The organism is Methanoculleus horonobensis, assembly GCF_001602375.1.
GTDB classification, from domain to species: Archaea; Halobacteriota; Methanomicrobia; order Methanomicrobiales; family Methanoculleaceae; genus Methanoculleus; species Methanoculleus horonobensis.
Genome location: NZ_BCNY01000014.1, coordinates 88,947 through 114,883, shown reverse-complemented (window position 1 = coordinate 114,883; position 25,937 = coordinate 88,947). Strand labels below are relative to the sequence as shown.

Sequence of the window (25,937 nt, the reverse complement as noted above, 5' to 3'; positions counted from 1 at the left end):
CTCCTCATCCATGCTTCTTCCCCGGCGAAAGTATCCAATCATACGGGATGAGAGGGGTGTCCGGCGGGAGTCGATATTCATCGGGATTTTCACGGTTGTAGGGTTCGGTGGGCATGCTCACGACGATGGATTCCTCCGGAGAGATGCACTTCCATCCGTGGTAAACTCCCGGGGGGATCGCGATGAGCATCGGGTTGTATTCACCGATAAAGAACTCACCTATCTCTCCATGCGTCCGGGAATCCTCTCTACCATCGAAGATTGCCATCTTTATCATTCCTTTCAGGCAACAGACGTTATCCGTCTGGATTTTATGATAGTGCCACGCCTTCACCACCCCGGGATAGTTGGTGGTCATGTAGACCTGCCCGAACTTCACAAATAGAGCGTCATCGTGCCGAAGGATCTCCATGAGCCTGCCGCGCTCATCGTGGATGACATTGAGAGGTTTCGCGAGTACGCCGTCGATCATAGTACCACGCTCGAGTTGTCGCCGATGACGAATCTCCGTCCCATGGGGGGTTTCGTGTTCTTCACGATGCAGACGTTCTTTCCGACCAGACTCTCCACGACCCGATCTGCGTTGATGATGGTAGATCCGCTCATTACAATGGAGTCTTCTATCTCTGTGTTGATGATCTGCGAGCCACTTCCGATGCTTGTGTACGGTCCGAGGTACGCACCTGAAATCAAACACCCATCACCGATGATAACCGGCCCTTTGATAACGGTATTCTCCTCTATGACCGAGTTTTTACCGATCATCACCCTGCCCGTAAGGGTGCTCTCCTTCACAATCCCGTTATTCTCGATATGCCCTCCGTTCTCCTGTAACGTACCGTTTGTTAAGTTCAGCATATCGAGGATTCGCCGATTCGCATCAAGGAGGTCTTCAGGCTTTCCGGTATCTTTCCACCACCCTTCGACCATTCCGCACCTGACCGGATAGCCATTTTTAATCATCCAGTGGAGGGCATCGGTGATCTCGAGTTCTCCCCTCCAGGAAGGGCCGATGTGCTCGATTGCGTCGAAGATCTTCGGTGTAAACCCATATATTCCTACGACGGCAGTATTTGCGGCAGGATTCTTTGGTTTCTCAACCAACTCCAGGATCACCTTCCGGTGCCAGTCGACCAGTGCTACCCCGAACTGTTCCGGGTTGCTGACCGGGGTTAACAGAATGCTGGCCTCGACGTTCGAGTCCTTGAAATCTCTCACAAATCCGTTGATACCACCCATCAGGATGTTGTCACCGAGGTACATGATGAAGTCGTCACGCCCGAGAAAGTCTTCTGAGATCTTTACCGCGTGCGCCAGACCGCCAGGATACTCCTGGTGAATGAACTCGATCTCCGCATCCCACTCAGCTGATGTGACCTCATCGATCACCTGTTCCCGGTTCGGACCCACGATGATGCCGATTGAGTCGACACCGGCGCGAATGATATCCTCAATGCAATAGAACAGGATAGGTTTGTTTGCCACAGGAATCAACTGCTTCTGCTGGGAATAGGTGAGCGGCCGAAGCCGTACCCCGTGACCCCCCGAAAGGATTAGTCCCTTCATAATACCCCTCCTTGCCGCCCGAGACATACTGCTACAGGTATATAAAAATGACAGTATCGGTTTCATCAACGGTAATTTCCTGCCGGATTAGAGATCCGAGATTTTTCTCGGCAATTGAGATCCATGATGAACTTGCAGACAAAGAACGCATCTGCCGGCTATCCTGGAGACCGGGGCCCCTTCGAAAGTGACGGATCGGTGGCCGAACTCCCGCCTTCGTTCCTGAACCGCCCGGGGCAAAGATACCCTGCCGCGAGAGCCGGGTGGCCAGCTGCGCATCCATGGACGCACTGTCGATGAAACCTGCCGTGCTCAGCATGAAAAACGGGTTCTGCAGGTCTTCCGGGATTGCTGAAGATGAAATCGGCAGGTAGAGCAGGGCACTTGCTGAGAGCACCGGATCACACAGGAGGTATCGATGCGGCATCTGTCTTACGCATCGCTGAACTATCGTAACCCGGCATACACCTGCGGGGACCGCACGGGCTACCCTGTGCGGCTCCGCAGTATCGACAGGAGGCCATTCAGGATCAACCCGGATACCGTCAATAACAGCCCGAGAATGAGTGCGGTTATCCCTAACGTGAATATGACGTAATGAAACTGGTTGATCCGGTAGAGTTCGGAGAAGGTGTAGATCTCAAGGACTATCCCGAAGAGCGCAGTAGCCCCGCCCGGTATGCCAAAAAAGAGCAACGGCCGTTTATACCCGATCAGCCCCACGATCCGGGCAAGCACCCCGAAACCGTGGGAGAGCGGGTTCTTTTTGTGCTTGTGGGGGACGTCGTAGGTGACGGAGATCGGAACCTCGGTCACCCGGAGGTTGAGAGAGGCGAAGTGAGCGATCATGTCGGACTCGATGTTGTACCCCTCCGATGCGAAGGTGAGGTTATCGAGTGCTCGCCGGGAGAGAGCCCGAAAGCCCGACTGCGAGTCTGTCGTCGCGAAGCCGCCGTCGTCCACCGAGAGGTTCGTGAACCCGGTGAGCACCCGCTGCCCGGCCCGCCGGTACGCGGGGATCTCGGCCCGGGTATCCAGGAACCGGGAGCCGATGACCAGATCGGCTTCTCCCGAAAGCACCGGCGCCGCTACGACGGGGATCTCGGCGGGATCGTGCTGCCCGTCGCCGTCGAGCATCACGACGGCATCGTAGCCGAGCTCCCGGGCCCGGGCGAACCCGGCCATCATGGCTTTCGCCTTACCGCCGTTCTCCGGAAGCCTGATCACGTCGGCACCTGCGAGCCGGGCGGTCTCGGAGGTCCGGTCGGCCGAGCCGTCGTCGACGACGATCACCCGGTCGGCGTGCCGCTTCGCCTGAAGGACGATGGAGCCGATGACGAGGGCCTCGTTGTACGCAGGAGCGACAACCGCAAACGGGGAGAGTTCTCTCCCGGGGATTGCCGGCTCACCCGGCATGCCAAGCGATCCCCCCATGAGCGCTGCATCGGAGGAGCAGACACCCTCCATGAGCGGGTTGCCCCCTCCGGAGAGGTGGCCGGAAGAGGGGGCCCACACATTCCCTGCAGGCTGCTCCCCGCGTGCGTCTGCCACACGATCGGCCGTATCGCTGCCCCTGCCGGTAGTGTGTACCGGCGGGGAATTGCCGCAGGGAGGGAGAAAGAACTCAAGACCTGCTATCTTCGCACCGGCAAACGCCGTGGGAGCAACGTGAAGAATGGATTCTAGCCAATGCACGCGAAATCCTCCGTCGCAGGACATCCGGGCAATCCGTCTAAACCGGCAGGCCGCCGGAATGACGAATCGGGGGTGAATCCGTGGAGTTGCCCGATTCCATCGCACCACTCTGGTCTGCCATACCACTCCGGACATATATACATTCCCGCGACAGACGTCCATACGGATGCCGACACCCGGCACGCCAAGACCGGGATTGACGAACATACCGGCGGATATTGGGAATTCGGAACCGAACCCCTTCCGGAACGACCGCTTTTTTGCCGACGGATCCGAAGGAACCAGAACAGCGGGCATACAAAGACCAGGATACCTCCCAAAACCCGCATCAAGCCGCAACGCCCTGATCGCTGTTGATACCGAATGTGAAGGCGACGGTTCCGGGCGATCGAGGAGACGGACAGCCCGACGATGAGCAAAGGGATAGAACAGCGATCTCCGGTGAACAGGCCTCTCCCGTAGGATGGCGGCATCAGTCCCCTGCTTCATCACCGATCAGTGGGGGTAACTCTCATCATCTGCCGCCCGGCGATCCAGGTACATACTCGGTGCATAAGCAGTTAATGGTTCGGCATCATGAGCTCCACCGTTACCGGGGCCCGCACCATGCCTCGCCGGGATTCCGGAGTTCCCGGGAAGCCGTATGTGTCGAGATAAGCATGCCGGGAGGCACGAACAGGGCAAAATATATATTGTCGCATCGCCTGTCTGGAACTCATCGTATCGGGGAGGGAGGGCAGTATTCACGATTACCCGTCCATGGCAGTTTCTCTCGCAGACGCCGGCAGGGTTCCATTGCTCCGGCTCGAGGGGAGGGGGGCCTTCAGATCGGCGATGAAGACCCGATCCGGGCCAGGATCTCCCGCCCCGAGCAAAGATTCTGCAGGAGGAGAGGTGTGACATCGGTGCGGCTGCGAGCGGTCGGAGACGTGCTGCTCTGGATCAAGAACGGCAAGAGACCATTCGCCCTGGTTCAGCACGAACTTCGGCAGAAGGACCTGCTCTTCGGGAATCTGGAGACGGTCCTCTCCGAGAGCGGAACCGAGAGGAAGAAACGCTGGGTCAATACAACACCCCCGGCGGCGGGGGAGTACCTCAAAGAGGCCGGGTTCGACATCCTCAGCGTGGCAAACAACCACACGCTCGATATGGGCCGGGAAGGGTTCGAGAAGACCCTCGAGGGGCTTGAGGGGCGCGGCATCGCCTACGTCGGAGGGGGGAGAGGCGACGAAAAACCCCCGGGGCGGATCGTCGAGCGTAATGGGCTCAGGTTCGGTTTCCTCGCATACACGACCGGAAGGTTCCGGTCGCCGCCGGGAGTCAACGTAGCCAAACTGAAGAAGAAGAGCGTCATCGAGGATATCAGGGCGTTAAAAGAGCACACCGACCATATCGTCGTCTCCCTGCACTGGGGGATCGAGAATACCTACTACCCCTCGCCCGAACAGGTCAGACTTGCTCACGCCTTCATCGATGCAGGGGCGGCCCTGATTCTCGGACACCACTCGCATACCATCCAGGGGCTGGAACGGTATAAAGACGGCCTGATCGCCTATTCGCTCGGGAACTTCCAGTTCGATACCGCGATCTTCAAGGAGAAGACAAACAGTTCCATGATCCTCTCGGTGGATTTCGACCGGCACGGCATCCGGGACTACACGACCATCCCCTGCGTCATCAACAGCGACTTCCAGCCTGAAGTGGCGGAGGGTCGAACCAGGGAGATGGTGGCACACTGGACAGCAAAGTGCTCTGAACGGGTGCGTAACGGGAACGTCACCCGCCAGTGGTGGTTCGAGCAGATCGGCGAGGACTACCTGCTGTACAACCTGGAGAGTTACCGTTACCGGATCCGGCAGCACGGGCTTACGCCCCTTATCGAGTGCGGGGTCTGGCTTTTTACGCCGTTCTGCCTGAACTGCTACGCGGGTGTGATCCGGAAACGGTTGAGACACGCAGCATAGGAGGATGTGAATGAAGGTATTACAGGTGACCCCGTTCTTCAAACCGCTCTGGGAGTCGGGCGGGGTGGCACGGGTCGCATACGACATCTCCCGGAATCTGCACGAGAACGGGCACGATATCACCGTCTACACGACAAACCGGAGCATCTACCCGAACAATCTGCCGACGAACCGCGCTACCTCCGTCGACGGGATGAACGTCTATTACTTCGAGAATTTACGAAAATATACCCGTGGCATGACTCTGCCGGTGATGCCCTACCGGATGCCGGCGGTCGCAAGAAGGGAGATTGCCGCATTCGACCTCGTCCACATCCACGACCACCGCACCATGCTCACCGTCATCGCCTCGCACTACGCGAGGAAGTACGGCGTGCCCTACGTGCTCCAGGCGCACGGGGCGCTCCCGCAGGATACGGGGTCAAAACGGATGAAGCGGCTCTTCGACCAGTTCTGGTCGGATAAGGTGATCCTCGGCGCCGCGGGGGTTATCGCGCTCAACGAGACAGAGGCGGAGCGGTATCGGGAACTCGGTGTTGCCGACGAGAAGATCGCGGTCGTCCCGAACGGCATCGACCTCGCCGAGTATCCCTCCCTTCCTGCCCGCGGCAGGTTCCGTGCGGCCTGGGGGATCGACGCCGCCACGAAGGTCGTGCTCTACCTCGGGAGGCTCGACCCGACGAAGGGGATCGATCTTCTGATCCGTTCGTTTGCCGTGGTCGCCCGGGAGTTCGACGACGCCGTCCTGGTGCTGGTCGGAGGGGACATGGGCCACAACGGCGAGTTCAGGCAGCGGGTAGAGTCGCTCGGTCTCGACGACCGGGTGATCTTCACGGGGTTCGTGAGCAAGGAGGAGAAGATGGCCGCGTACACCGACGCCGACGTCTTCGTGACGCCGAGCTTCACCGGCTTTCCGGTCACGTTCCTCGAAGCGTGCCTCTGCGGGGCACCCATCGTGACGACGGGCAAGGGCGATCTGCTCGGGTGGATCGACAACACCGTCGGGTTCAATACCGGGTATACGCCGGAGGCGCTTGCCGACACCATCGGACGCTTGCTTGCTGACGAAACGCTGCGGGCAAGGTTCGGGGAGCAGGGGAAAGAACTCGTCCGGACGAGGTACAACTGGAAGGCAATCGTCCACAATATCGAGACGTTTTACGCGAAGGTTGCCGGGGGCGCGGAAGGGAGTTTCCCCGTGGGGCTCTCAAAAGAGGCCGCCCCGAAGGCCCCGGATACCTTTTGAATGCACCCGGCGGAACGGCGGGTGCGTGAGCACTGTTAGGAACGACTGCCCGTAGGACAGGAGTTCGAGCACCGAAGGTGGGAGTTGCGATGGGCGTTCGGAAGGCCGAAGCGAGGAAAAAGCCCAAAACAGTGGACCGTGGTGGCCTGCGCACCTCCGGTGCTCGAACTCTGCCTGCCCTTCGGGCACGCATCGTTATCGCCATACGGGGGGGCTGACGGGGAGTGCGACGGTTCGTAGAACCGGAGCTCGACCACCATCAGGTGGGGAGGGGGGAGTATTCCCCCCTCCCCTGTCCCCACCCCCCTCTCGGGGATAGCCCCTCGAAAGCCGTACACGGGGCATGTAATGTTCCGACTGAAACGACTGCCCGCAGTATACAACCGTTCGGAGTGAAACTGTCGGAACGTGCGATGGTTCATTAGTATGACGTCCCGAAACGCGACTGGCTGGAAGCACCACGGTGCGAGCACCGAAGGTGCGAGTTGCGATGGGCCAAAGGGCCGGAGCATGAGAAGGCCAAAGGTCTTCGAGTTGCGACTCCGGCGGAACAGCGGGCCGGCACTATCAAAATTCTCCGAGTTTCTCATGCACCCGCCCTCCGGCCGGGTGCAAAACTAAAAAAAAGATTATGACCGGACCCGGTCAGGGTCCGATGGTATCAACCGGTTTACGCGTCGGCAGACGCAACCGCCATGCCGTCCGTCTGGACGTTCTGGCCGCCTTCAACCAGGAACGCCTTCTCGGAGGCGGAGGTTACGTCTCCCGTGTACTGGACGTTCTGGTTGTTCTTCGCCCAGACGAGCGTATCGACCCGGTCTCCGGAGGCGTGGATGTCGACTTCGGCATTGCTGAACTGGCCGTTCGTGCCGCCGAGACTTGCGCCCTTACCGTCGATCCCTGCCGGGTTCACGAGCTCGAAGTTCTCGATCTGGATGTTGCTCGCGAGGTCGACCTGGAGGCCGTAGCCGTGCGAGTCGATGCTCGTGCAGTTCTCCAGCACCAGGGCGGGGTCGGCCGAGCGGCTCGGGATGCTGTAGTAGCCGGCCGGCTTACGGTGGGTGTAGTCGCTCTTCCCGGCACCGGTGTCCTTCTCGACACAGTTGTAGAGCTTGCCGCCGTTGGTCGCATAGAAACCATACAGCGAGTTGCCTTCCGCGGTGCAGTCGATGAACGTCACGTCACAGTTCGGGGCGTAGTAGCCGCACCCGAAGTAGTGGGTCGACATGTCGCTCTGCTTGTAGGGCACCGTCGGGTAGGGCTTCTGCCCGTTGTTGATGCTCGTGCAGTTCTCGAGGACGGCGTTCGTCACCTTCGGGTCGAACTCGAAGTGGAACCCGGACTCCAGGTTGCCCTCCGCATAGCAGTCCTTCACGTAGAGACCGTCCATGTCGTTTAACTCCGCAAAGTCGAACCCGGTGATCCAGGGGTTGAACACACCCGTGCTCCCGCAGTTGATCGCGGCGCAGTTCTCGTAGCGGACGTCCTTGATCACTTTGTTCGTCGAGCCCCACGCGTTGTGGATGAACCCGTAGGTGCCGGTGTCCACGGCCTTGCAGTTGATGAACTCGACATCTTCGAGGGTCGGGGCATAGACCGCCGGATCGTGGATCAGGAGGAAGACCGCCTGGATGCTTGCGTCAGCGGTGCCCGTGATGTTGTGAACTTTCGCATGGCTTGCACGGATGGTCATCACACCGAGCCACTTGACGCCGCTGCTGTAGCCGCTGCCCTCGATGTGGAACCCGTCCAGAGTCACGTATTCCTTGTCGACGCTGATACGTCCGTCGCTGGTGAAGACGAGGTTCGTTGCATCCGGACCCTGTCCGGAGAGGGTCGTGCCTGCCGGCGGCGCGATGACGCCGGCGCAGTTGAACGTACCGTCCGTAAGGACGACGTTACCGCCGTCGGGCAGTGCGGCGAGCGCCGCCTGGATCTCGGCCTGGTCGTCGACTCCGTCACAGACATAGTCTGCCTGGTTCTTCGACAGTTCGGTGCTATCACTTGCAGCCACGGTGAGCGTGGCCGGACTTGCAGACTCTGCTGCACTTACCGGAGAGAGTGCCGGGATAATAAGGCAACACGCCAGTAGTGCTGCAGCCAGTCTTAGTATATTTCGCCTGTCTGTCATGCCATTCAGCCTCTCTGTGAGGTATCACTACCGTCTTACAATCGCCATATAAATATTTTATTGTTAAAATAAAATTAATCTGAGGGATTACCGGGGAATATGAGCCGCAAAGATGCCATCTGTTCAGATGGCATTGCGTCATAACGGAGATTGTTGTCTGCGAAAAGATATTATATCATTATTTTGATTAAAACCGAAGATTACAAATACTCGCGCTTCCCGCTACCATTCGGCAGGAGTGACCCTCCCCGAAACGCTTTCATCCGGAACGAATGGGAATTCTGTTTCGTGCGCCGGCATGGCACGGACTCCCCGGCCCTCGCTACGAAGCGACGGCGTGAGACGGCAAGGATTCCATACCGCTTGAGCGTATCGGAAACCGTTGCGGCCTGATGCGTGAGGAAGACGATGCTGATGCGCCCGGAGGGAAACGGCCGCCCGAACGGGATTCGCCGGGCCTATGCAACCATAAGAAAAGGTCATCCGCCAAACGACGCCTCACGACACAATCTCTATATAGAGCATCCTCATAGAGAGAGCCCCTATGCGAGTGGCGTGCCTGACCTTCTGGTTCTACGACTATACCATCCAGATGGCAAACGAACTTGCCCGGCATACCGAGGTGCTGCTCCTGCTCCCCGACTATAAGTCGGAGGAGTACGTGGAGAGCATCGACCCGGCGGTGAACGTCCATATCTTCGGCTACTCCCGGTACGCCGGAAGACTCGGCCCGTCGTGCTACCCGATGCTCAAAGATATCGTCGCCGCAATCAACGACTTCGGGCCCGACGTCGTCCACTTCCAGGTGAACAACCCCATGCTCTGCCCGCTCCTCCCGATGCTCCGGAAGTATCCGCTGGTGGCGACGTTCCACGACATCGAACCCCACCCCGGTGAAGACCGCCTTCTCGACGCAGGATCGCTCCTCTACCGGCTCACCCTCTTCGTATCGAGGGTCATGCCTGAGCGGATCTTCGTTCACGGGAAGGCCCTCCGCGACACCCTGGTGAAGGACTACCGCGTCCCGGAGCGAAACGTCCACGTCATCCCCATCGGCGAGCACGAGGTGGCGCCGTTTGTGAAGTTCAAGCGGGACGATCTTGAGCCCGACGGCCGCCGGGTCCTCTTCTTCGGCCGGATCCACCGCTATAAAGGGCTCGACTGCCTGATCCGGGCAGAACCACTCATCACCCGGGAGGTCCCGGACGCCCGGATCGTCATCGCCGGAACGGGCGAGGAGTTCGGCAGGTACGAGGAGGCGATGGCGGGCCGGGACGCGTTCGAGGTCTACAACTACCGGATACCCTACGAAGAGGGCGCCCGGCTCTTCCAGCAGGCGAGCGTCGTGGCGCTCCCGTATCTCGAAGCGTCCCAGAGCGGCGTCATCCCGACCGCATACGGGTTCCGGCGGCCGGTGGTGGTGACCGACGTGGGGAGCCTGCCCGAGGTCGTCGACGACGGGGTGACCGGCTATGTCGTGCCGCCGCGAAACCCGGAAGCACTGGCAGACGCGATCGTCCGCCTGTTGAAGGATCCCGGGGCGTGCCGCCGCATGGGGGAGCAGGGTTACGCGAAACTGAAGACGGACATGGCCTGGTCGACGATAGCACAGTCTCTCCTCGCGGTCTACAGCGAGCTCGGATCCGCTCCGGGGAAGGGAAACGTTCCCGCGGATGAGGCGTTCCCCGACACCGCCCCTGCTGCCGGGAAAGAGCGTTGACCGGATCTACCTCCCGCGACGGGGCTCGAACCGGCGCAACACATTAATAGGTTGGCCGGAGAGTAGGTGCACTGATGCAGCGCACGATACGTCCGATGTCACCAAAGGAGAAGACTCGCCGTCCACTCGCGTAGCCGACCAGAGACAGAACAAGGGATACCATGCACTTTCCGAACCCGTTCCGGATGAATGACTGGGATAACAGGACGTTTTTCTGGGTATTCCAGGCGATCCAGCTCGTCTTCCTCGGGGTGGTCTGCCTCGATCTCGTCGGGTATTACATACCGGTTGCACGGGAAGCCCTGGCGTTTCTCTACCTCACCTTCCTGCCCGGGGTCCTGGTGCTGAAGGCGCTCAGGCTCCACGATCTCGGCACGATCGAGACGGTGCTCTACTCCGCCGGGCTGAGTCTCGTGGTCGTCATGCTCACCGGCCTTACCGCCAACTTCGCGTACCCGCTGCTCGGGTATACGCGGCCGTTCTCGTTTCCGATCCTCCTTCTCACCCTCGTCGCCGTCGTACAGGTTCTGCTCTATCTCGCGCTCACCAGGGATACGGGGCGCAGCGGTGAGAGCCCGGGGCTGGCCGTCCCCTTCTCTCCTGCGGTACCGTTCCTGATACTCCTCCCGTTCCTCGCGATCATCGGAACCTACATGCGCGACGACTACCACATGGTCACGCTCCTCTTCCTGCTCCTCGTCCTGATCGCCGTCATCGGTCTCGCCGTTGGGTTCGACCGTTTCATCCCGAGATCCTGCTACCCGCTCGGGATCTACGCCATCGCGCTAGCGCTCCTCTACCACACCTCGCTGATATCGGAGTACGTCTGGGGCTACGACATCCACCACGAACTCCACCTCGCAAACGGCGTGCTGATACCGGGGCTCTGGGACATGACCATCCCGTATAACACGAACGGGATGCTCTCCGTCGTTGCGCTCGTCCCCATCTATTCGCTCATATGCGACTTAGACCCCGTCTGGGTCTTCAAGATCGTCTACCCCCTTCTCTTCGCGCTCGTGCCGCTCGGACTCTACCGTGCGGTCGAGAAACAGACGGACGCAAGGATCGGGTTTCTCTCGATCTTCTTCTTCTTCTCGTTCTTTACGTTCTATACGGAGATGATCTCCCTCGCCCGCCAGCAGATCGCGGAACTCTTCCTCGCGCTGACCGTTCTCGTGATGATCGACAAGACCATGGACCGGGGCAGGCAGGCATTTCTCATGGTCGCATTCGCGTTCGCCATGATCGTCTCGCACTACGGGCTCTCCTACATCTACCTCTTCTCGCTCGTTCCGGCATGGCTGCTGCTTGCCGTTCCGGAGCGCCTGCAGTCCTGGCTGCCGGAGAAGCTCGCCCGGGTTGCGGGTCTCCTGAGGCACGACCCCCTCGCTCCGGCGGGAACCGGCGGGAGGACGACACCGGTGAGGACGCTCATCCTCCCCTACATCATCATCTTCGCCGCCCTTGCCTATCTCTGGTACTCAACGGTCGCCGAAGGCACGGCGCTCGCTACCGTCACCGGCATCGGGGACAGGATATGGAACACCCTCTTTGTGGACTCGTTCAATCCGACAACCGCCCAGGGGATGCATATCCTCACCAGCCAGTCGACGACGCCTCTCCACGGTCTCGCGAAGATCGTCCATATCGCCACCCAGGGCCTCATCGCCGTCGGGCTGCTCGCAACCCTTGCAAGACGCGATCGGTGGCGGATCGAGCCCGAGTATCTCGCCGTCTCGCTCGTCTTCCTGCTCATCAACGTAGCCGGGATCGTCGTCCCGTTCTTCGCAAGCTCGCTCAACACCAGCAGGCTCTACCACATCACCCTGATCTTCCTTGCCCCGTTCGCGATCATCGGCGGCATAGCGCTGTACGAGAGGTTGACCGGGTGGATACGCGCGATAAAGGTTGCCCCGTTCATGGGAACGGCCTACCAGGCGCTCTCGGCGTTCTTCGTCGTCTTCTTCCTCTTCAACAGCGGGCTCCTCTACCAGGTGATGGACGACAACCCGACATCGATGGCGCTCGACACCGCCGGCGACAAACCGGTCTTCAACGGCAGGGAGGTGCAGGGAGCAACATGGCTCTTCTCGGAGGGAAACGAGCGCCCGATCTACGTCGACGGCACACGCTGGTGGCTTCTCTTAGGGTTCAATCCGGGCAGCCAGCGATACGTTCCGGCAAACGCATCGCTGCTGGAGCCCAACTCTTACCTCTACTTCGGCACGTATAATCTCGTGCGGGAGAGCATCCGGATCGAGACGCAGGAGCAGGCGGTCACCAGGGCAATGTATACGGATGCAGACCGGTTCACCCGGAGCCATCACCGGATCTACGACAACGCCGGCTCCGCCATCTACTACCGGTGAAGATCCGGCTGCCGCAGCACGCAAAAAAGTTATAGCCAACCTTTCTTCTTCAGGATCAGGCCGACGAGGAGCGTTCCGGCGACATACGTAGCGAGCCACGCGTATCCCATGCCGATGAGACCGAATCTGTCCATCAGGGCGTAGCCGAGCCCGAGCAGCGCGACGCTGATGAAACCGCTGAGGACGACGAGACTCCGGATATCGTTTCTGACCTTTGCGATGGAGATGAACGTCTGGCAGACGGAGACGAAGAGGGCGGATGCGGCAAGCACGCGAAGCAGGGCCATCCCTTCGACGTAGTCCTTGCCGATCAGGTTGAGGATCTGCTCCCCGAAGAGGGAGAGGCCGATGATCGCGGGTATGAGCAGGAGGAACATGCTCGCGAGCGTCCGGAGAACGCTCCTCTTCATCTCCCCTCCGTGGCTTCCCTCGACGAAGAGCGAGGTCGTGAACGCGTAGGGGATCATGAAGAGGATCGAGACGATCGCGTAGGTGATGTAGTAGTTGGCAGTGCTCTCGGCCCCGAGCACGTTGAGCACCATGATCGGGATGAGCATGTTCGGGGCGGACATCAGGATCCCGGCGACGTACGCGCCGGCGGAGAACTGCCATGCCTCCCGCAGGAAGACCCGGTCGACGCACGGCGTCGGCCTGACGGAGCACCGGGCAAGGAGGACGAGCGCCAGAACGAGACCGAGGATGAACGAGAGACCGAAAGCGCCGAAGATGCCCACCGCGCCGAGGAAGACCAGGGGGATGAGGAAGAGGATCCGCGTCCCGTAGAGCAGGTTCAGGGCGAAATAGTGCTCGGACTTCCGCAGGGCGTTGAACGCACCCTCAAAGACCCAGGTGATGGAGTATGCCCCGAGGATGACGAGGTAGAGCGGGGCGATCGACCTGACGATAGCGAGCTCGGGAGCCAGAACGTCGACCATGGCGATGAAGACGAGGCCCGCACCGAGCGCAACCGCCGTCGGGACGAGGACGGCGGTTCCGAGAACCCGGTTCTTGTCGCGGGTCGGAAAGAACCGGATCACCGACTGGTCGAGACCGAGGCGAGAGATGAGGATGAGGAGGCCCATCGACGACATCAGGGCGGTTGCAATACCCACTTCCGCCTGTGAGTAGAACCGGGCGGCGATCATCCAGAAGAAGAACCCGAATCCTGCTGCAGCGAACGACGAAGCCATGATAAAGAACGAGTTCCGGATAAGCGGCTGCTGTAGGTGCTGCCTGACCTCGCTGAAGTTTTTCGGGAGTGCTACTGCCATTCGGTCGCCAGTATCGGTCGGCACCTATATAGATGTATCCACCACTCCGACCCCATAAGAGCCGGAGATCCTGGAGAAGAGAGTTCTCAGGGTCGTGTTGCACGATGCGGCAACGGAGAATGCTCACCGTATCGGGTCAAAAAACCTCCCCACAACCAATATGACCACGCACTGTACAGATGTTTGGGGGCGGCACCCGTGGCAAAACCAGGAGGAGAAGAGGGATCAACCACTCCTCCAGGTAAACGCTTTAGAGAGAAGAGGTTCTGCCGAAGAAGAAGTCGGCGATCAGGGCAACGTCCTTCCAGTCCACAGTGCCGTCTCCATTAACGTCGGCAGCGGGGTCGGACGGAGCGGTCTTCTGCGCCATTCCGGCGGCGATCGTTACATCGGCCCAGTCGACGCTGCCATCTCCGTTAAGGTCGCCCCTGGCGGGAGCCGGCAGGCTTCCAACGACGATCTCTTTGCTCATGATGTTGTTGTTCTCAGCGCTCTCGGCGATCCGGTTGACATCGTCGACGTGCGCCTTCACGGTGTGCTTACCTTCGACTGCCTTCCAGGTCGCACCGGCCGATCCGCCGTTCGCGGTCAGGGTGATTGACGCACCGGGAGCGATGGCCGTCGCGTGACTGTCCGACCAGACCCCGGATCCCGCGGCACCGTCGTCAAAGGTGAAGAGGACGCCGTGCTTCGTGCCCGCAGGCGTGGGAGCGGTACCCTGGTTTTTGATCGTAGCCGAGAGGGTCACCGGATCTCCGTTGGCGGGGTTCGCCGGCTTCCAGGAGATGTCGGTCACCACAAGGTCCGGCTTCCCGGTGGGGGCCGGCGTGGTGGTGGGGGTGGGGGTCGGGGTAGACCCCGACGCGGCCTTCGAGACCGCGACCTGTTCGGTGCGAACGTTGTTCGCATCGTTGCTCTCAGCAATCCGGTTGACGTCGTCGACGTGCGCCTTCACGGTGTGCGTGCCTTCGACGGCCTTCCAGGTTGCACCGGCCGATCCGCCGTTCGCGGTCAGGGTGACCCACTGACCCGGAGCGATCGATCTGGTGTAGGTATCTGACCAGACACCCGGCCCGGCAGCACCGTCATCGAACGTGACGATGATACCGTGCGTCACGCCCGCAGGCGTCGGGGCGTCGCCCTGGTTCTTGATCGTTGCCTTGAACGTCACCGCATCACCGGTTGCCGGGTTCGCCGGCGTCCAGGAGATGTCGGTCACCACGAGGTCCGGCTTCCCGGAGGGAGCCGGGGTGGTGGGGGTCGGGTTGGTACCCGGAACGGTCGGGGTCGGTGCCGGCGAGCCGGTGGACGTCACCTTCACGTTCTGGAGGGTCGCCTGACCTGCCGGAACCGTGCTCACGACGGTCACGCCGGAGGAACCGGCGGGGAGGGTCTTGGAGACGATCTCCATGTCCTTCACAAGGACGTTCTTGGTTCTGTAGCCTTCAATCACGAACGGTTTTGCCGCATCGGAGACGATCTGGCCGGAGAAGACGGTGTTGACGTTCTCCTTCGCCCAGACGAGCGTCTCAACGCGGTTGCCGGACGCATAGATGCTCACCTCGGAGTTGTCGAACTGGCCGTTCGTGCCGCCGAGGCTGGAACCCTTACCCTTGTACCCGATCGGGTCAACCAGGTGGAAGTTCCGGATCTTCACGTTGTTCGCGAGGTCGACCTGGAGACCGAACGCGCGCGAGTTGATGCTCGTGCAGTTCTCCATCACGGTAGAGGGGTTGACCGAACGGGTCGGGATACTGTAGTACCCGGCGGGCACACGGTAGGAGAAGTCGGTTCTCCCGGCACCGGTGTCCTTCTCGACGCAGTTGTAGAGTTTACCACCGTTCGTCGTGTAGAACCCGTTCATGGAGTTGCCCTCTGCAACGCAGTTGATGAACGTCACGTCACAGTTCGGGGCGTAGTAGCCGCACCCGAAGTAGTGCGTCGACATGTCGTTTACGTTGTAGGCCTTCGTCGGGAAGGCTTTCTGGCCGTTGTTCCTGCTCACGCAGTTCTCGAGAACGGCGTTCGTCACCTTGGGGTCGAACTCGAAGTGGAACCCGGACTCCAGGTTGCCTTCCGCAAGACAGTTCGTCACCCGAAGGCCGTCCATGTCGTTCAATTCCGCAAAGTCGAACCCGGTGATCCAGGGGTTGAACACGCCGAACTTGCCGCAGTTGATCGCAGCACAGTTGTCGTAGCGGACGTTCTTGATCACCTTGTTCGTCGATCCCCAGGCGTTGTGGAGGAACCCGTAGGTGCCGGTGTCCACGGCCTTGCAGTTGATGAACTCGACGTCCTCGAGTGTCGGGGCATATACGGTAGGATCATGAATCAGGAGGTAGACCGCCTGGATGCTGGCATCAGCGGTTCCCGTGATGTTGTGGATCTTCGCGTGGCTTGCACGGACGTTCATCACGCCGAGCCACTTGACACCGCTGCTGTAACCGGTTCCCTTGATGTGGAACCCGTCCAGCGTGATGTACTCGCGGTCGACGTTGATCCGCCCGTCACGGGTGAAGACAAGTTTCGTCTCCGATTCACCTTCCCCCTTGAGGGTGGAGCCTGCTTTAGGAGAAATGATCCCTGCGCAGTTGTATGTACCACTGGAGAGGAGGACAATACCGCCGGATGACGGCAGGGCATTCAGCGCCGCCTGGATCTCCACGTGATCGTTGACCCCATCACAGACATAGGCAGCCGCCGCTTTATCGGCCGCGCTGCTGTCGCTTGCCGCGACAATCGTGGTGGGAGTCGCTTCGAGTGCTCCGACAATCGGGACGAGCCCGACGATCAGGAACACTGCGATGAGAAGCTTCGTTGTCCGTCTATCTCGCATTATCTCACCTCTTGGGAGATACTGCATTATCTGATAGTCGTATTTTAAAAGGTTTTTCAAATAAAATAGACAAATTTGGCGGTTTTGATTTTTAAAAAGACCCAGCATTATTGTTGTAATCGCTAATTTTCACAATTTGAGGAGTTTGTGCATCGACAACAAAGAATATATACTAATGTGAAATTTAGCGCATGCGCCCCGCAGAATACGCACCCGGACCGGGGATCGGTGGGGGGATTCCTGACAGGCGAACGGGGCCTGAACAGCAATTATAATACGGGAATTATTATAAAACTCGCGGAATTGCGCGGCGCCCCGCGCCCGGCCGGCCGCGGCGACAACCACCCCCTGCCGCACCCCGGCCGGATACGTCAGAGCGAGCCCGAGGTGACGGCCACGTTCTCAAACGTCACCGCGCCGGCAGGAACCGTGTTCGTGAGGATGACGCCGTTGGTGAACGGCGCGAGGTTCGCGGAGACGATCTCCATGTCCTTGACCCGGACGTTCTGCGTGCGATCGCCCTCGATCACGAACGGTTTTGCCGAGTCCGAGACGATCCTGCCCGAATACTCGACGTTCTCGTTGTTCCTTGCCCATATCAGCGTCTCAGCCCTGTCGCCCGATGCATAGATGTTGACCACGGAGTTCGCCAGCGGCCCGCCCTGCGATCCCCCGAGGTTCGTCGCCTTGCCGTCGATCCCGGCCGGATTCTCCAGGTGGAAGTTCCTGATCAGGACATCGCTCGCGAGGTCGATATGGAGGCCGTAGCCGCACGAGTCGATGCTCGAACAGTTCTCGAGCACGAGCGACGGGGCTATCGATCGCGTCGGGGCGGCGTAGAACGCTGCGGGCTGGACGATCCGGTAATCGGTCTTCCCGGCCCCGACGCTGTGATCGACACAGTTGTAGAGTTTGCCGCCGTTCGTCGCGTAGAACCCGTGCCGGCTGTTCCCCTCGGAGTAGCAGGTGATGAAGGTGATGTCACCCCGCGGGGCGTAGAATCCGCACCCGAAGTAGTGCGTCGACTTATCGTCCTCGCGGTAGGGCTTTGTCGGGTAGGCCTTCTGCCCGTTGTTTCTGCTGATGCAGTTGGTGAGGATGCAGTCGCGTTTCTCGGGGTCCCACTCGAAGTGGAACCCGGACTCCAGGTTCCCTTCCGCAAGGCAGTTCGCCACCCGAAGGCCCTCGATGTCGTTTAGCTCCGCGAAGTCGAACCCGGTCACCCAGGGGTTGAACGCCCCGAACCTCCCGCAGTTGATCGCAGCACAGTTCTCGTACCGGACGTCCCGGATAACCCCGTTCGTCGATCCCCAGGCGTTGTGGAGGAACCCGTAGGTGCCGGTGTCCACGGCCTTGCAGTTGACGAACTCGACGTCCTCGAGGGTAGGGGCGTAGACGTCCGGGTCGTGCAGCAGGAGGAAGACCGCCTGGGTACTGGCATCGGCGGTTCCCTCGACGGCGAGGATCTTCGCGTGGCTCGCGTGGATAGTGACGACGCCGAGCCAGAGATCGGGCTCGGTCTTCGGGTACCCCGTGCCCCTGAGGCGGAAGTTGTAGAGCGTGACGGACTCGCGGGAGACAAGGAGCCGCCCGTTATCGGTGAACTCGATGAACGTCGCATCGGCCCCTTCCCCGCGGAGCATGGTCTTCGCGCCGGGATAGATGTTCCCGGCGCAGTTGAACGTACCTTTGAGGAGGGCGACCGTGCCGCCGGAGGATAGCGCATCGAACGCCGCCTGGATCTCCACCTGGTCGTCGGTGCCGTCGCAGACGATATCGGCCCGGGCTTTGGCCGCCGGGCTGCTGTCGCCTGCCGCAACGACGATCGTCGGCCCGGCGATCTCCGGGGGCACCGCCGGCGTCGTCGGGATCGGGGTGATCGGCGGAGGCGGCGGGGGCGGAGGCACCGGCACCGGAGGGTAAAAGTGCAGGATCAGCACGACGGCGACGATCACCGTGAGTATGATCGCGATGGCGATGAGGATGCGCCGTTCTCTCTCTCCGAGCTGCAGTCCTGCCGACATGGAACCGACCTGTTCGTTACTGCTATCCGGGGATCGTGCGGAGCCGCGAGAGCCCGGTGACGCCTGCCATCCCGGATCATACCCCTATGGCACGGAAGTACCATTTAAGGGTTTAGCCGACCCTCCCGCACCGGAGGAGTCCGTCCGGGAAGCCCGGGAGGGGAACGGCCGGCGCCAGGGGTCGAGGGATGTACGCATGACGCCTCTCGTGCTCCGGGGTCTTATGCCGCACCGCCGGCCGGCAGCACCTCGAGGTCGGTCAGGTCCGCACCCCCTTCCAGCGTCCATTCGACCGCCACCGGGAGGAGGGCATCGGAGACGATCCTCCCGGAGTAGACGACGTTTCTGTTGTTGACGATGGAGACCAGTGTCTGCGGCCGATCTCCCGATGCGGCGAGATCGATGGCCGAGTCGGAGATGCCCGCATCGATCGTCGAGTTTATCGGGAGTTCATGGGACGGGCACCCGAGCATCGCCCCGATCCCATCGATGCCCGCCGGGTTGGTCATGGTGAAGTTCCTGATGAGCGCGTTCTCCGTGCCGCAGACAAAGAGGCCCCAACCGTAGGAGTCGAGGCTCCGGCAGTGATCCATCACGATGGACGGGTTCTTCGAGACAGGCAGGGACTGGAGGATGCAGTAGGAGATGGGTCCTACGGAGCCGCCAGAGGCCGAGTTACGGCCGGTCTCGTTCTCGGTGCAGTTGTAGAGGAGCATGCCTTCCGGGTTGATGACGAAGAACCCGAACGCACCGTTCCCCTCTGCCCGGCAGTTCACCAGCGCCACCTCCCCCCCCGGGAGGTAGAAGCCGGCGCCGAAGAAGTCGGGGTCGCCTACCAGGTAGTCATCGGGATAGGGTTTTTGGCCGTTGTTTCTGCTGACACAGTTCGTGAAGAGACAGTCCCGCTTCTCCGGGTCCCACTCGAAGTGGAACCCGGACTCCAGGTTCCCCTCCGCAAGGCAGTCCGTCACCCGGAGGCCCTCGATGTCGTTTAACTCCGCAAAGTTGAACCCGGTCACCCACTGGTTGAACGCACCGGCGCTCCCGCAGTTGATGGCGGTGCAGTTCTCGTAGCGGATGTTTTTGATCGTCGTGTTCTCCGATCCCCAGGCGTTATGGAGGAACCCGTAGGTTCCGGTCTCCGCGGCGCTGCAGTCGGCGAACTCGACGTCTTCGAGGACGGGTGCATAGACGTTCGGGTTGTGCAGCAGGAGGAAGACCGCCTGGATGCTCGCGTCCGCCGTGCCCGTGACGTTGTGAATCTTCGTGCGGCTCGCGTAGACGGTGATCACCCCGAGCCACCGGGTGAGATCGAGGGTCGTGTTCGTACTTGCATTCACGTAGTTCGAGCCCGTGACGTGAAATCCATCCAGGGTGACGCCCTCCTCCGAGACGTTGAGGAGGCCGTTTCCGCTGAACTCGAGGGACGTATTCTCCGGCCCCTGCCCGAGAAGCGTCGTTCCGGCGAGGAGGACGAGGCTGCCCGAACAGTTGAACGTGCCGTCCGAGAGGAGAATCGTGCCCCCGTCGGGGAGTGCGGCGAGCGCCGTCTGGATCTCCACCTGGTCGTTGAGGCCGTCGCAGACGTAGTGCGCATCCGCTGCGGCGCTGCTGTCGCTCGCCGCCACAACGATCGGCGCCGCGGGTGCGGCGGCGACACCCTGGACGAGCAGAAGGCCAAGAACTATGCCGACCAGGAGAACGACCGGCAGGTCCGCGGTGGGTGGGCGTGGCCGGGGTGAGTCTGAAGCTTTTTGACGCAGGCGGGTAGTCATCACGCTCCTCTGGCATACTGTACGGGCTACCGGGTAGAGGTGTCGGAAACATCCTCCGGTATAGCAACAGAGATATAAAAATTCATGCGCGACAAAACAGCCGTACGCCGCCACACACAGGGTTTCAGGCACCCCCGCGGGCGGCGGCCGGAACCGCCCCGGATACCCGGGGCAACCCCCGTCTCCACCGTGCCGCCGGCTGCCGGCCCGGATCGTGCCCGGTGCCGGAGGCGGAGAAATGCGGCCGGACGGGACGAACAGCGGGGCGATGCGGGTCGCCGGAGGAATTGTATATAATGGAATACAATATTTACCTGAATATATGTCCAGCAAGAAGGAAGTCACCATCGGGATCACCATCAACCTCGAGAACTACGAAAATCTCCGTCTCGAGGTCGAGGGGGATGTAGAGACCCACGAGGATGTGGACGACCTTATCACATTCCTCGACGGGATCCTTGCGCGGCTCGGGCGCGGCGATCAGGCGACCGCCGAGCGTGTGGACGCATACCGCCGCCGCGTTCTCGCGGCCAGGCCCGCGGTTCCGGAGACACCCGCCCCGGAGAAGAAGGCACCTCTCCCGGAGAAGAAGGCGCCCGCACCGGAGGAGAAGGCACCTGAGTCGGCGGCACCGGCGGCGGAACCGGCCGCCCGCGAGGAGGAGGCGAGAGCCTGCCCGACGCCCGAGGTCATCGCAGCGGCGATCCCGCCGGCGCCGGAACCGCCCCGGGTGCCCGAGAAGCCGGAGGAGAAGCCCCCCGCACAGCCGGAGGCAGCCCCGGTGCAGGAACCGCCGCAGCAGGAACCGGCTCCGGCAAAGCCGGCCGCGGCTCCGGCAGGGGACGTCTGCGAGGTCTGCGGAGCGGAAGTGACGAAATCACAGGCAAAGCTCTCTCAGCTCTTCATGAGCAAAACGCTCTGCAAAAAGTGCATGGAACAGCCGTAATTCCTGCAGGATCCGCACGTTGAGGAGATCCCAACCTGGAGGATATATATACTACCGTACCCGAGGATTGTATAATGAAGAAGAACCTGCTCATGTGGGACGAGACGCTTTTTCGGGATCCCGAGGTCTTCGAGATCGATTATGTCCCCGAGCAGTTCAACCACCGTGACGCCCAGATCCGGGAACTCGCGTTTCAGGTCAAGCCCGGTCTGCGGGGGGCGAGGCCGCTCAACACCATCTGCCGCGGTCTCCCGGGAACCGGGAAGACGACGAGCGTCAAGAAGGTCTTTGCCGAGATAGAGGAGACCACGAAGAAACTCGTCCCCGTCTACATCAACTGCCAGATCGACAACACCAAGTTCGCGATCTTCTCCCAGATCTACCGCCGCGTCACCGGGCATCCGCCGCCGCCGTCGGGCACGTCGTTCAAGCAGGTCTTCGACGCCATAGCGAGAGTGCTGCAGCGCGAGGAGCAGGTGCTCCTGGTGGCGCTCGACGACGCGAACTACCTCCTCTACGAGAACGAGATCAACCAGGTGCTCTATCCCCTGCTGCGCTCGCACGAGGCCTACCCGGGCGTCCGGATAGGCGTCGTCGCCATCGTCAGCGATATGTCCGTCACCCTGCAGACCGAGGTCGACGCACGGGTGGCGTCGGTCTTCCGCCCCACGGAGATCTACTTCCCTCCCTACTCGGAGGAGGAGGTTCACGGCATCCTCGAGGAGCGCGTCCTGCAGGGCCTCTACCCGAACGTCATCAAGACCGAGATGCTGGATCTGGTGGTGGAGCAGACGATGAAGAGCGGCGACCTCCGCGTCGGCATCGATCTCCTGAAGCGTGCGGCCCTGAACGCCGAGCGGGAGGCCCGCCGGTCGGTCGAGCGGGACGACGTCTGCAAGGCCTACGAGGTCTCCCGGTATCTCCACCTCGCGTTTTCGCTTCGGGCGCTCAAGGCCGAGGAGCGGGAGGTGCTGGCCAGGATCGCGGATATGTCGGCCCACGACGATAAGGAGATGAACGCCGGCGACGTCTACCGGTTCGTGAAAGAACAGGTGGGCGGGGTCAGTTACACCAAGTTCTACGAGATCATCCAGAAGTTCGACTCGATGCGGCTCTTGAACCTCCACTACCGCCAGGGAAGGGGGCGAACGAGGCTGATCAGTCTCCGGTACGATCCCGGGCGCGTGCTGGAGCACCTGGGGCAGGAGCAGACGATTTGATAATCCTTATCTGTTCCCCCACCGTTTGTACTCTGATGAGGTTTTCCACATGCTCAGCGTGAACGAACTGGCACTGGATATTTTTGAGGAACTCTTCGAATATGCCGAGGAGTTACATGCCGTCCCGCACGAGCTCGACAACGGCGCACGCATCGTAGACTGCGGCGTCAGCACTTCCGGCGGGTACCAGACTGGCAAGCAGTTCACCGAGATCTGCATGGGCGGGCTCGGCCAGGTCGACATCTCCATGGGCAAGATCCGGGACTTCCCGATCCCGTTCATCGAGGTCAGCACCGACTTTCCGTCGATTGCGTGCCTCGGCGCCCAGAAGGCGGGCTGGACGATCAACGTCAACAAGTACTTCGCGATGGGTAGCGGCCCCGCACGGGCGCTCTCCCTGAAACCCAAGCACACCTACGAGGTCATCGAGTACGAGGACGAGTTCGATTACGCGGTCATCTGCCTCGAGAGCGACCACCTCCCGAACGCCGCGGTGATGGAGAACATCGCCGAGGCCTGCAACGTGGACGTGGCGAACACCTGCGCGGTCGTCGCCCCGACGGCCTCTCTGGTCGGCTCGATCCAGGTCGCCGGCCGCTGTGTCGAGACGGCGATCTACAAGCTGAACGAGCTCGGCTTCGATACCAAGAAGATCACCGCCGGTATCGGCCACGCCCCGATCGCGCCCGTCAAGAAGGACGGCACGAAGGCGATGGGCAGCACCAACGACGCGACGATCTACCACGGCAGCATCATGCTGACGATGAACGCGCCGGAGATCAAGGACTACCTGGACAAGATCCCGAGCAACAAGTCCAAGGGATACGGGAAGCCGTTCTACGATATCTTCAAGGAAGCCAACTTCGACTTCTACCAGATCGACACCTCGCTCTTCTCCCCGGCCGAGGTCGTCATCAACGAGCTCTCCGAGGGCAAGGTCTACCACGTGGGCGCCGTCAACCCCGAAGTGACGCTGAAGTCCTTCGGGTTCATCTGAACTCTTTTTTAGGCACTGTTGGTACGTTTCCTCAACTCTCTCCGGAGGGGCACCTCTATCGGGGCGTCCCGCGAGCGGTTTCTTACCAGAACGCCGGGGATCTACATGCGGCTTTCCATGGGATATCGCCACGCACTGCCCGCCCCCCGAGGGGGCGGGAGGAGCGCGAAGCGCGGGCGGTGGGGGTCTTTGAGGAGAGGTTTGCGAGTGGGAGCAGTGAAGCACAGGGGAGCACGCAGGCAATGGCACCGTAATCACCAGCAGGCAACACGTTTATCCGTCACGGTGCAAAACACTATAAGGCATCCACAGGGCTTGTGGTCTAGCCGGTTATGACGTCGCCCTTACACGGCGAAGATCCCCGGTTCGAATCCGGGCAGGCCCATCCCTTTTGTAGAATATCCCCCATGATTCTGAGCACTCCTGCACGTTCGCCTGAGGTCAAACGCCGGCATGGCCTCCCACCGGGTATCGCCACGGTGGGGGAGGGGGTGAGGTGAACGATGGACAGTCAACGGTGGCGTGCACCACCATAGGGACTTTTGAGGTATATCCCTCTATTTCCTGAATCTCCTCGTTTAGCAGGGCCTTAAAACCGAAATCATAATCCCATCCCACAAACAAAGAAATTTTCAGCAGAAAAATAGAGTTACCATTGCTCTGCCATTCATCCTGGAGGAAATTCGGCAACTTTGCCTTTCACCCGATCAGGCATGCAGAAGAACGTACAACCGGAGAGGAGCTCCGCCATGCTACAAAGGGAAGATATCAGGAGAGATGCGCGTGGATGACCTATACTCCCTGCTCGCCCGCTTTGAAGGGCGGCAGATCGACTTCAAGGAAGATGTGAGCGCAAGCCTTTACCGGCTCCTGTCCGCCTTCGCCAACACCGCCGGTGGTGCCGCCGTCATCGGAATCCGGGACCATGACCATGCCGTCATCGGGCTCGACCTGAGGAATAACGCTGTTAAGAAACTCGCGGACAGCATAACCACCCGGCTCGGCGTTCATCCGGTCATCGATATCCATGAGATCGAGGGGAAGTCCATCGTCATCGTCACTGTCGAGCGGAGCCGCGTTCCGGTCGCCTTTGACGGGCGGTACTACACCCGTGTCGGCGATACAACCCGCGAGATGCTCCCCGACGAGCTCAGGGAGTACTTCCAGCAGAGCATTGAGTGGGACAGCGTCACCGGGCCGTACTCGTTCGATGAGATCGACGAAGAGACGGTGCGGCGTTTCCTTGCACGGGCAAATGCGACGGGCCGACTCACTTCTGTCGATCCGGCCGAATCAGTAGAGACAGTGCTCTCTCGACTCGGGCTTGCCAGGGACGGAGGGATCAGCAACGGCGCCATCGCCCTCTTCGGCAAGAACCCGCAGCGGTATTTCTTGAACTGCATCCTCCGGATCGGGCGGTTCAAGCGGGCGGATATCATCATCGGCGACCACGAGATCGGGGGCAATCTCTTCCAGCAGTTCGAGGAGGGCGAGCGGATTATCAAGCAGTATCTCGGCGTCAGGTACGACATCTCAGAGGAGGCGATGCGAGAGTCCTTCCAGAGGAGAGAGATCTGGGACTACCCACTTTTGGCGATCCGGGAGGCGCTTCTCAACGCGCTTATCCACCGCGATTACTTCAACAACACGATCCAGACGCAGGTCAAGATCTTTGACGACCATATCCGCTTTCACAATCCGGGCCATCTTCCCGAAGGTGTCACCGTTGAGATGATCATACAGGAGCACTACTCCTTTCACCGCAACCCGAAGGTTGCTGATATCTTCTACCGTGCCGGGCTTGTCGAACGCTACGGGTCAGGGGTTGAGCGGATCATCACGGCCTTCCGCGATGCCGGTATGCCGGTTCCCGCCTTCGCGAGCACCTCGCTCGGGTTCACCCTGACGATGCGGATGGATACGCTGAGCGCGAGTTATCTTCAGAAGATGGAACTGAGTGAACGGCAGATCCTTGCGGTGGAGCGGATCAAGGCCGAGGGGAGTATCACGAGCGGTGTCTATCAATCACTCACCGGCGTCTCGGCACCGACGGCTTTCAGGGATCTCAAGGGCCTGGTTGACCGTGGTATCCTGGAGCAGGTGGGCACGTCGAGGAGGAATACACGATATATCCTGCGGGAGAGGCCACGATGAATTGGAGGCATTTCCAGAGC

17 protein-coding genes and 1 tRNA gene are annotated in these 25,937 nt (G+C 60.7%); 9 read left to right on the top strand and 9 right to left on the bottom strand.

Annotated elements, in window-relative coordinates:
- Positions 1 to 4: 4 nt before the first annotated feature.
- Genes MCUHO_RS05645 through MCUHO_RS05630 form a run of 4 tightly spaced genes read right to left on the bottom strand, consistent with a single transcriptional unit; the run spans position 5 to position 3,117 of the window.
- Positions 5 to 472, bottom strand: a complete 468-nt coding sequence (locus tag MCUHO_RS05645; protein ID WP_067074979.1) for a dTDP-4-dehydrorhamnose 3,5-epimerase family protein — start codon at positions 470 to 472, stop codon at positions 5 to 7.
- Complete coding sequence (locus MCUHO_RS05640; protein WP_067074975.1) at positions 469 to 1,566, bottom strand: glucose-1-phosphate thymidylyltransferase; 1,098 nt, start codon at positions 1,564 to 1,566, stop codon at positions 469 to 471. The genes MCUHO_RS05645 and MCUHO_RS05640 overlap by 4 nt, the downstream gene beginning before the upstream one ends.
- A 31-nt stretch (positions 1,567 to 1,597) precedes the next feature.
- On the bottom strand, positions 1,598 to 1,993 hold the full coding sequence (locus MCUHO_RS05635; protein ID WP_161485882.1) for a hypothetical protein: 396 nt from the start codon (positions 1,991 to 1,993) through the stop codon (positions 1,598 to 1,600).
- Between the two features lie 59 nt (positions 1,994 to 2,052).
- Positions 2,053 to 3,117 (bottom strand): glycosyltransferase family 2 protein, encoded by a 1,065-nt coding sequence (locus MCUHO_RS05630; protein WP_201786418.1) that lies wholly within the window; start codon positions 3,115 to 3,117, stop codon positions 2,053 to 2,055.
- Between the two features lie 1,049 nt (positions 3,118 to 4,166).
- Here MCUHO_RS05630 and MCUHO_RS05625 point away from each other — a divergent pair.
- Positions 4,167 to 5,225, top strand: a complete 1,059-nt coding sequence (locus MCUHO_RS05625; protein ID WP_235808179.1) for a CapA family protein — start codon at positions 4,167 to 4,169, stop codon at positions 5,223 to 5,225.
- Between the two features lie 10 nt (positions 5,226 to 5,235).
- Entirely contained in the window at positions 5,236 to 6,471 is a 1,236-nt protein-coding gene (locus MCUHO_RS05620) for a glycosyltransferase (RefSeq protein WP_067074963.1), read from the top strand.
- 670 nt (positions 6,472 to 7,141) lie between these two features.
- Here the strand turns inward: MCUHO_RS05620 and MCUHO_RS05615 are convergent.
- Positions 7,142 to 8,485, bottom strand: coding sequence for a right-handed parallel beta-helix repeat-containing protein (locus tag MCUHO_RS05615; protein WP_235808178.1), 1,344 nt, complete (start codon positions 8,483 to 8,485; stop codon positions 7,142 to 7,144).
- A 661-nt stretch (positions 8,486 to 9,146) separates the two neighbouring features.
- On the opposite strand from MCUHO_RS05615, the gene MCUHO_RS05610 reads away from it, so the two are divergent.
- Both MCUHO_RS05610 and MCUHO_RS05605 read left to right on the top strand, forming a co-directional pair.
- Positions 9,147 to 10,322 (top strand): glycosyltransferase family 4 protein, encoded by a 1,176-nt coding sequence (locus MCUHO_RS05610; protein WP_067074956.1) that lies wholly within the window; start codon positions 9,147 to 9,149, stop codon positions 10,320 to 10,322.
- Between the two features lie 161 nt (positions 10,323 to 10,483).
- A complete protein-coding gene (locus tag MCUHO_RS05605) occupies positions 10,484 to 12,694 on the top strand; it encodes a DUF2206 domain-containing protein (RefSeq protein WP_067074953.1) in 2,211 nt (736 codons plus the stop codon).
- A gap of 29 nt (positions 12,695 to 12,723) precedes the next feature.
- Here the strand turns inward: MCUHO_RS05605 and MCUHO_RS05600 are convergent, their stop codons facing one another.
- The 4 genes from MCUHO_RS05600 to MCUHO_RS05585 all read right to left on the bottom strand — a co-directional run bounded on the left by MCUHO_RS05600 (position 12,724) and on the right by MCUHO_RS05585 (position 20,600).
- The gene (locus MCUHO_RS05600; protein ID WP_067074948.1) at positions 12,724 to 13,965 is read right to left on the bottom strand and encodes a lipopolysaccharide biosynthesis protein; all 1,242 of its coding nucleotides are present in this window, start codon (positions 13,963 to 13,965) and stop codon (positions 12,724 to 12,726) included.
- Between the two features lie 250 nt (positions 13,966 to 14,215).
- On the bottom strand, positions 14,216 to 16,801 hold the full coding sequence (locus MCUHO_RS05595; protein WP_067074945.1) for a CARDB domain-containing protein: 2,586 nt from the start codon (positions 16,799 to 16,801) through the stop codon (positions 14,216 to 14,218).
- Positions 16,802 to 17,172: 371 nt separating this feature from the next.
- Positions 17,173 to 18,825: a hypothetical protein gene (locus MCUHO_RS05590; RefSeq protein WP_067074941.1), complete on the bottom strand. Its 1,653-nt coding sequence runs from the start codon at positions 18,823 to 18,825 to the stop codon at positions 17,173 to 17,175.
- Between the two features lie 221 nt (positions 18,826 to 19,046).
- A complete protein-coding gene (locus tag MCUHO_RS05585; RefSeq protein ID WP_084385941.1) occupies positions 19,047 to 20,600 on the bottom strand; it encodes a glycosyl hydrolase family 28-related protein in 1,554 nt (517 codons plus the stop codon).
- A 322-nt stretch (positions 20,601 to 20,922) separates the two neighbouring features.
- Between MCUHO_RS05585 and MCUHO_RS05580 the strand changes: the two genes are divergently transcribed.
- From MCUHO_RS05580 to MCUHO_RS05560, 5 genes are all read left to right on the top strand, one after another.
- Positions 20,923 to 21,546, top strand: coding sequence for a hypothetical protein (locus tag MCUHO_RS05580; protein ID WP_067074937.1), 624 nt, complete (start codon positions 20,923 to 20,925; stop codon positions 21,544 to 21,546).
- 74 nt (positions 21,547 to 21,620) lie between these two features.
- On the top strand, positions 21,621 to 22,766 hold the full coding sequence (locus tag MCUHO_RS05575) for an ORC1-type DNA replication protein (protein ID WP_067074933.1): 1,146 nt from the start codon (positions 21,621 to 21,623) through the stop codon (positions 22,764 to 22,766).
- Positions 22,767 to 22,815: 49 nt separating this feature from the next.
- Positions 22,816 to 23,763: a methenyltetrahydromethanopterin cyclohydrolase gene (gene mch / locus MCUHO_RS05570; protein WP_067074929.1), complete on the top strand. Its 948-nt coding sequence runs from the start codon at positions 22,816 to 22,818 to the stop codon at positions 23,761 to 23,763.
- A 311-nt stretch (positions 23,764 to 24,074) separates the two neighbouring features.
- Positions 24,075 to 24,148, top strand: a tRNA-Val gene (locus tag MCUHO_RS05565).
- Between the two features lie 398 nt (positions 24,149 to 24,546).
- Entirely contained in the window at positions 24,547 to 25,917 is a 1,371-nt protein-coding gene (locus tag MCUHO_RS05560; RefSeq protein WP_161485881.1) for an ATP-binding protein, read from the top strand.
- The last annotated feature ends 20 nt before the right edge of the window (positions 25,918 to 25,937 follow it).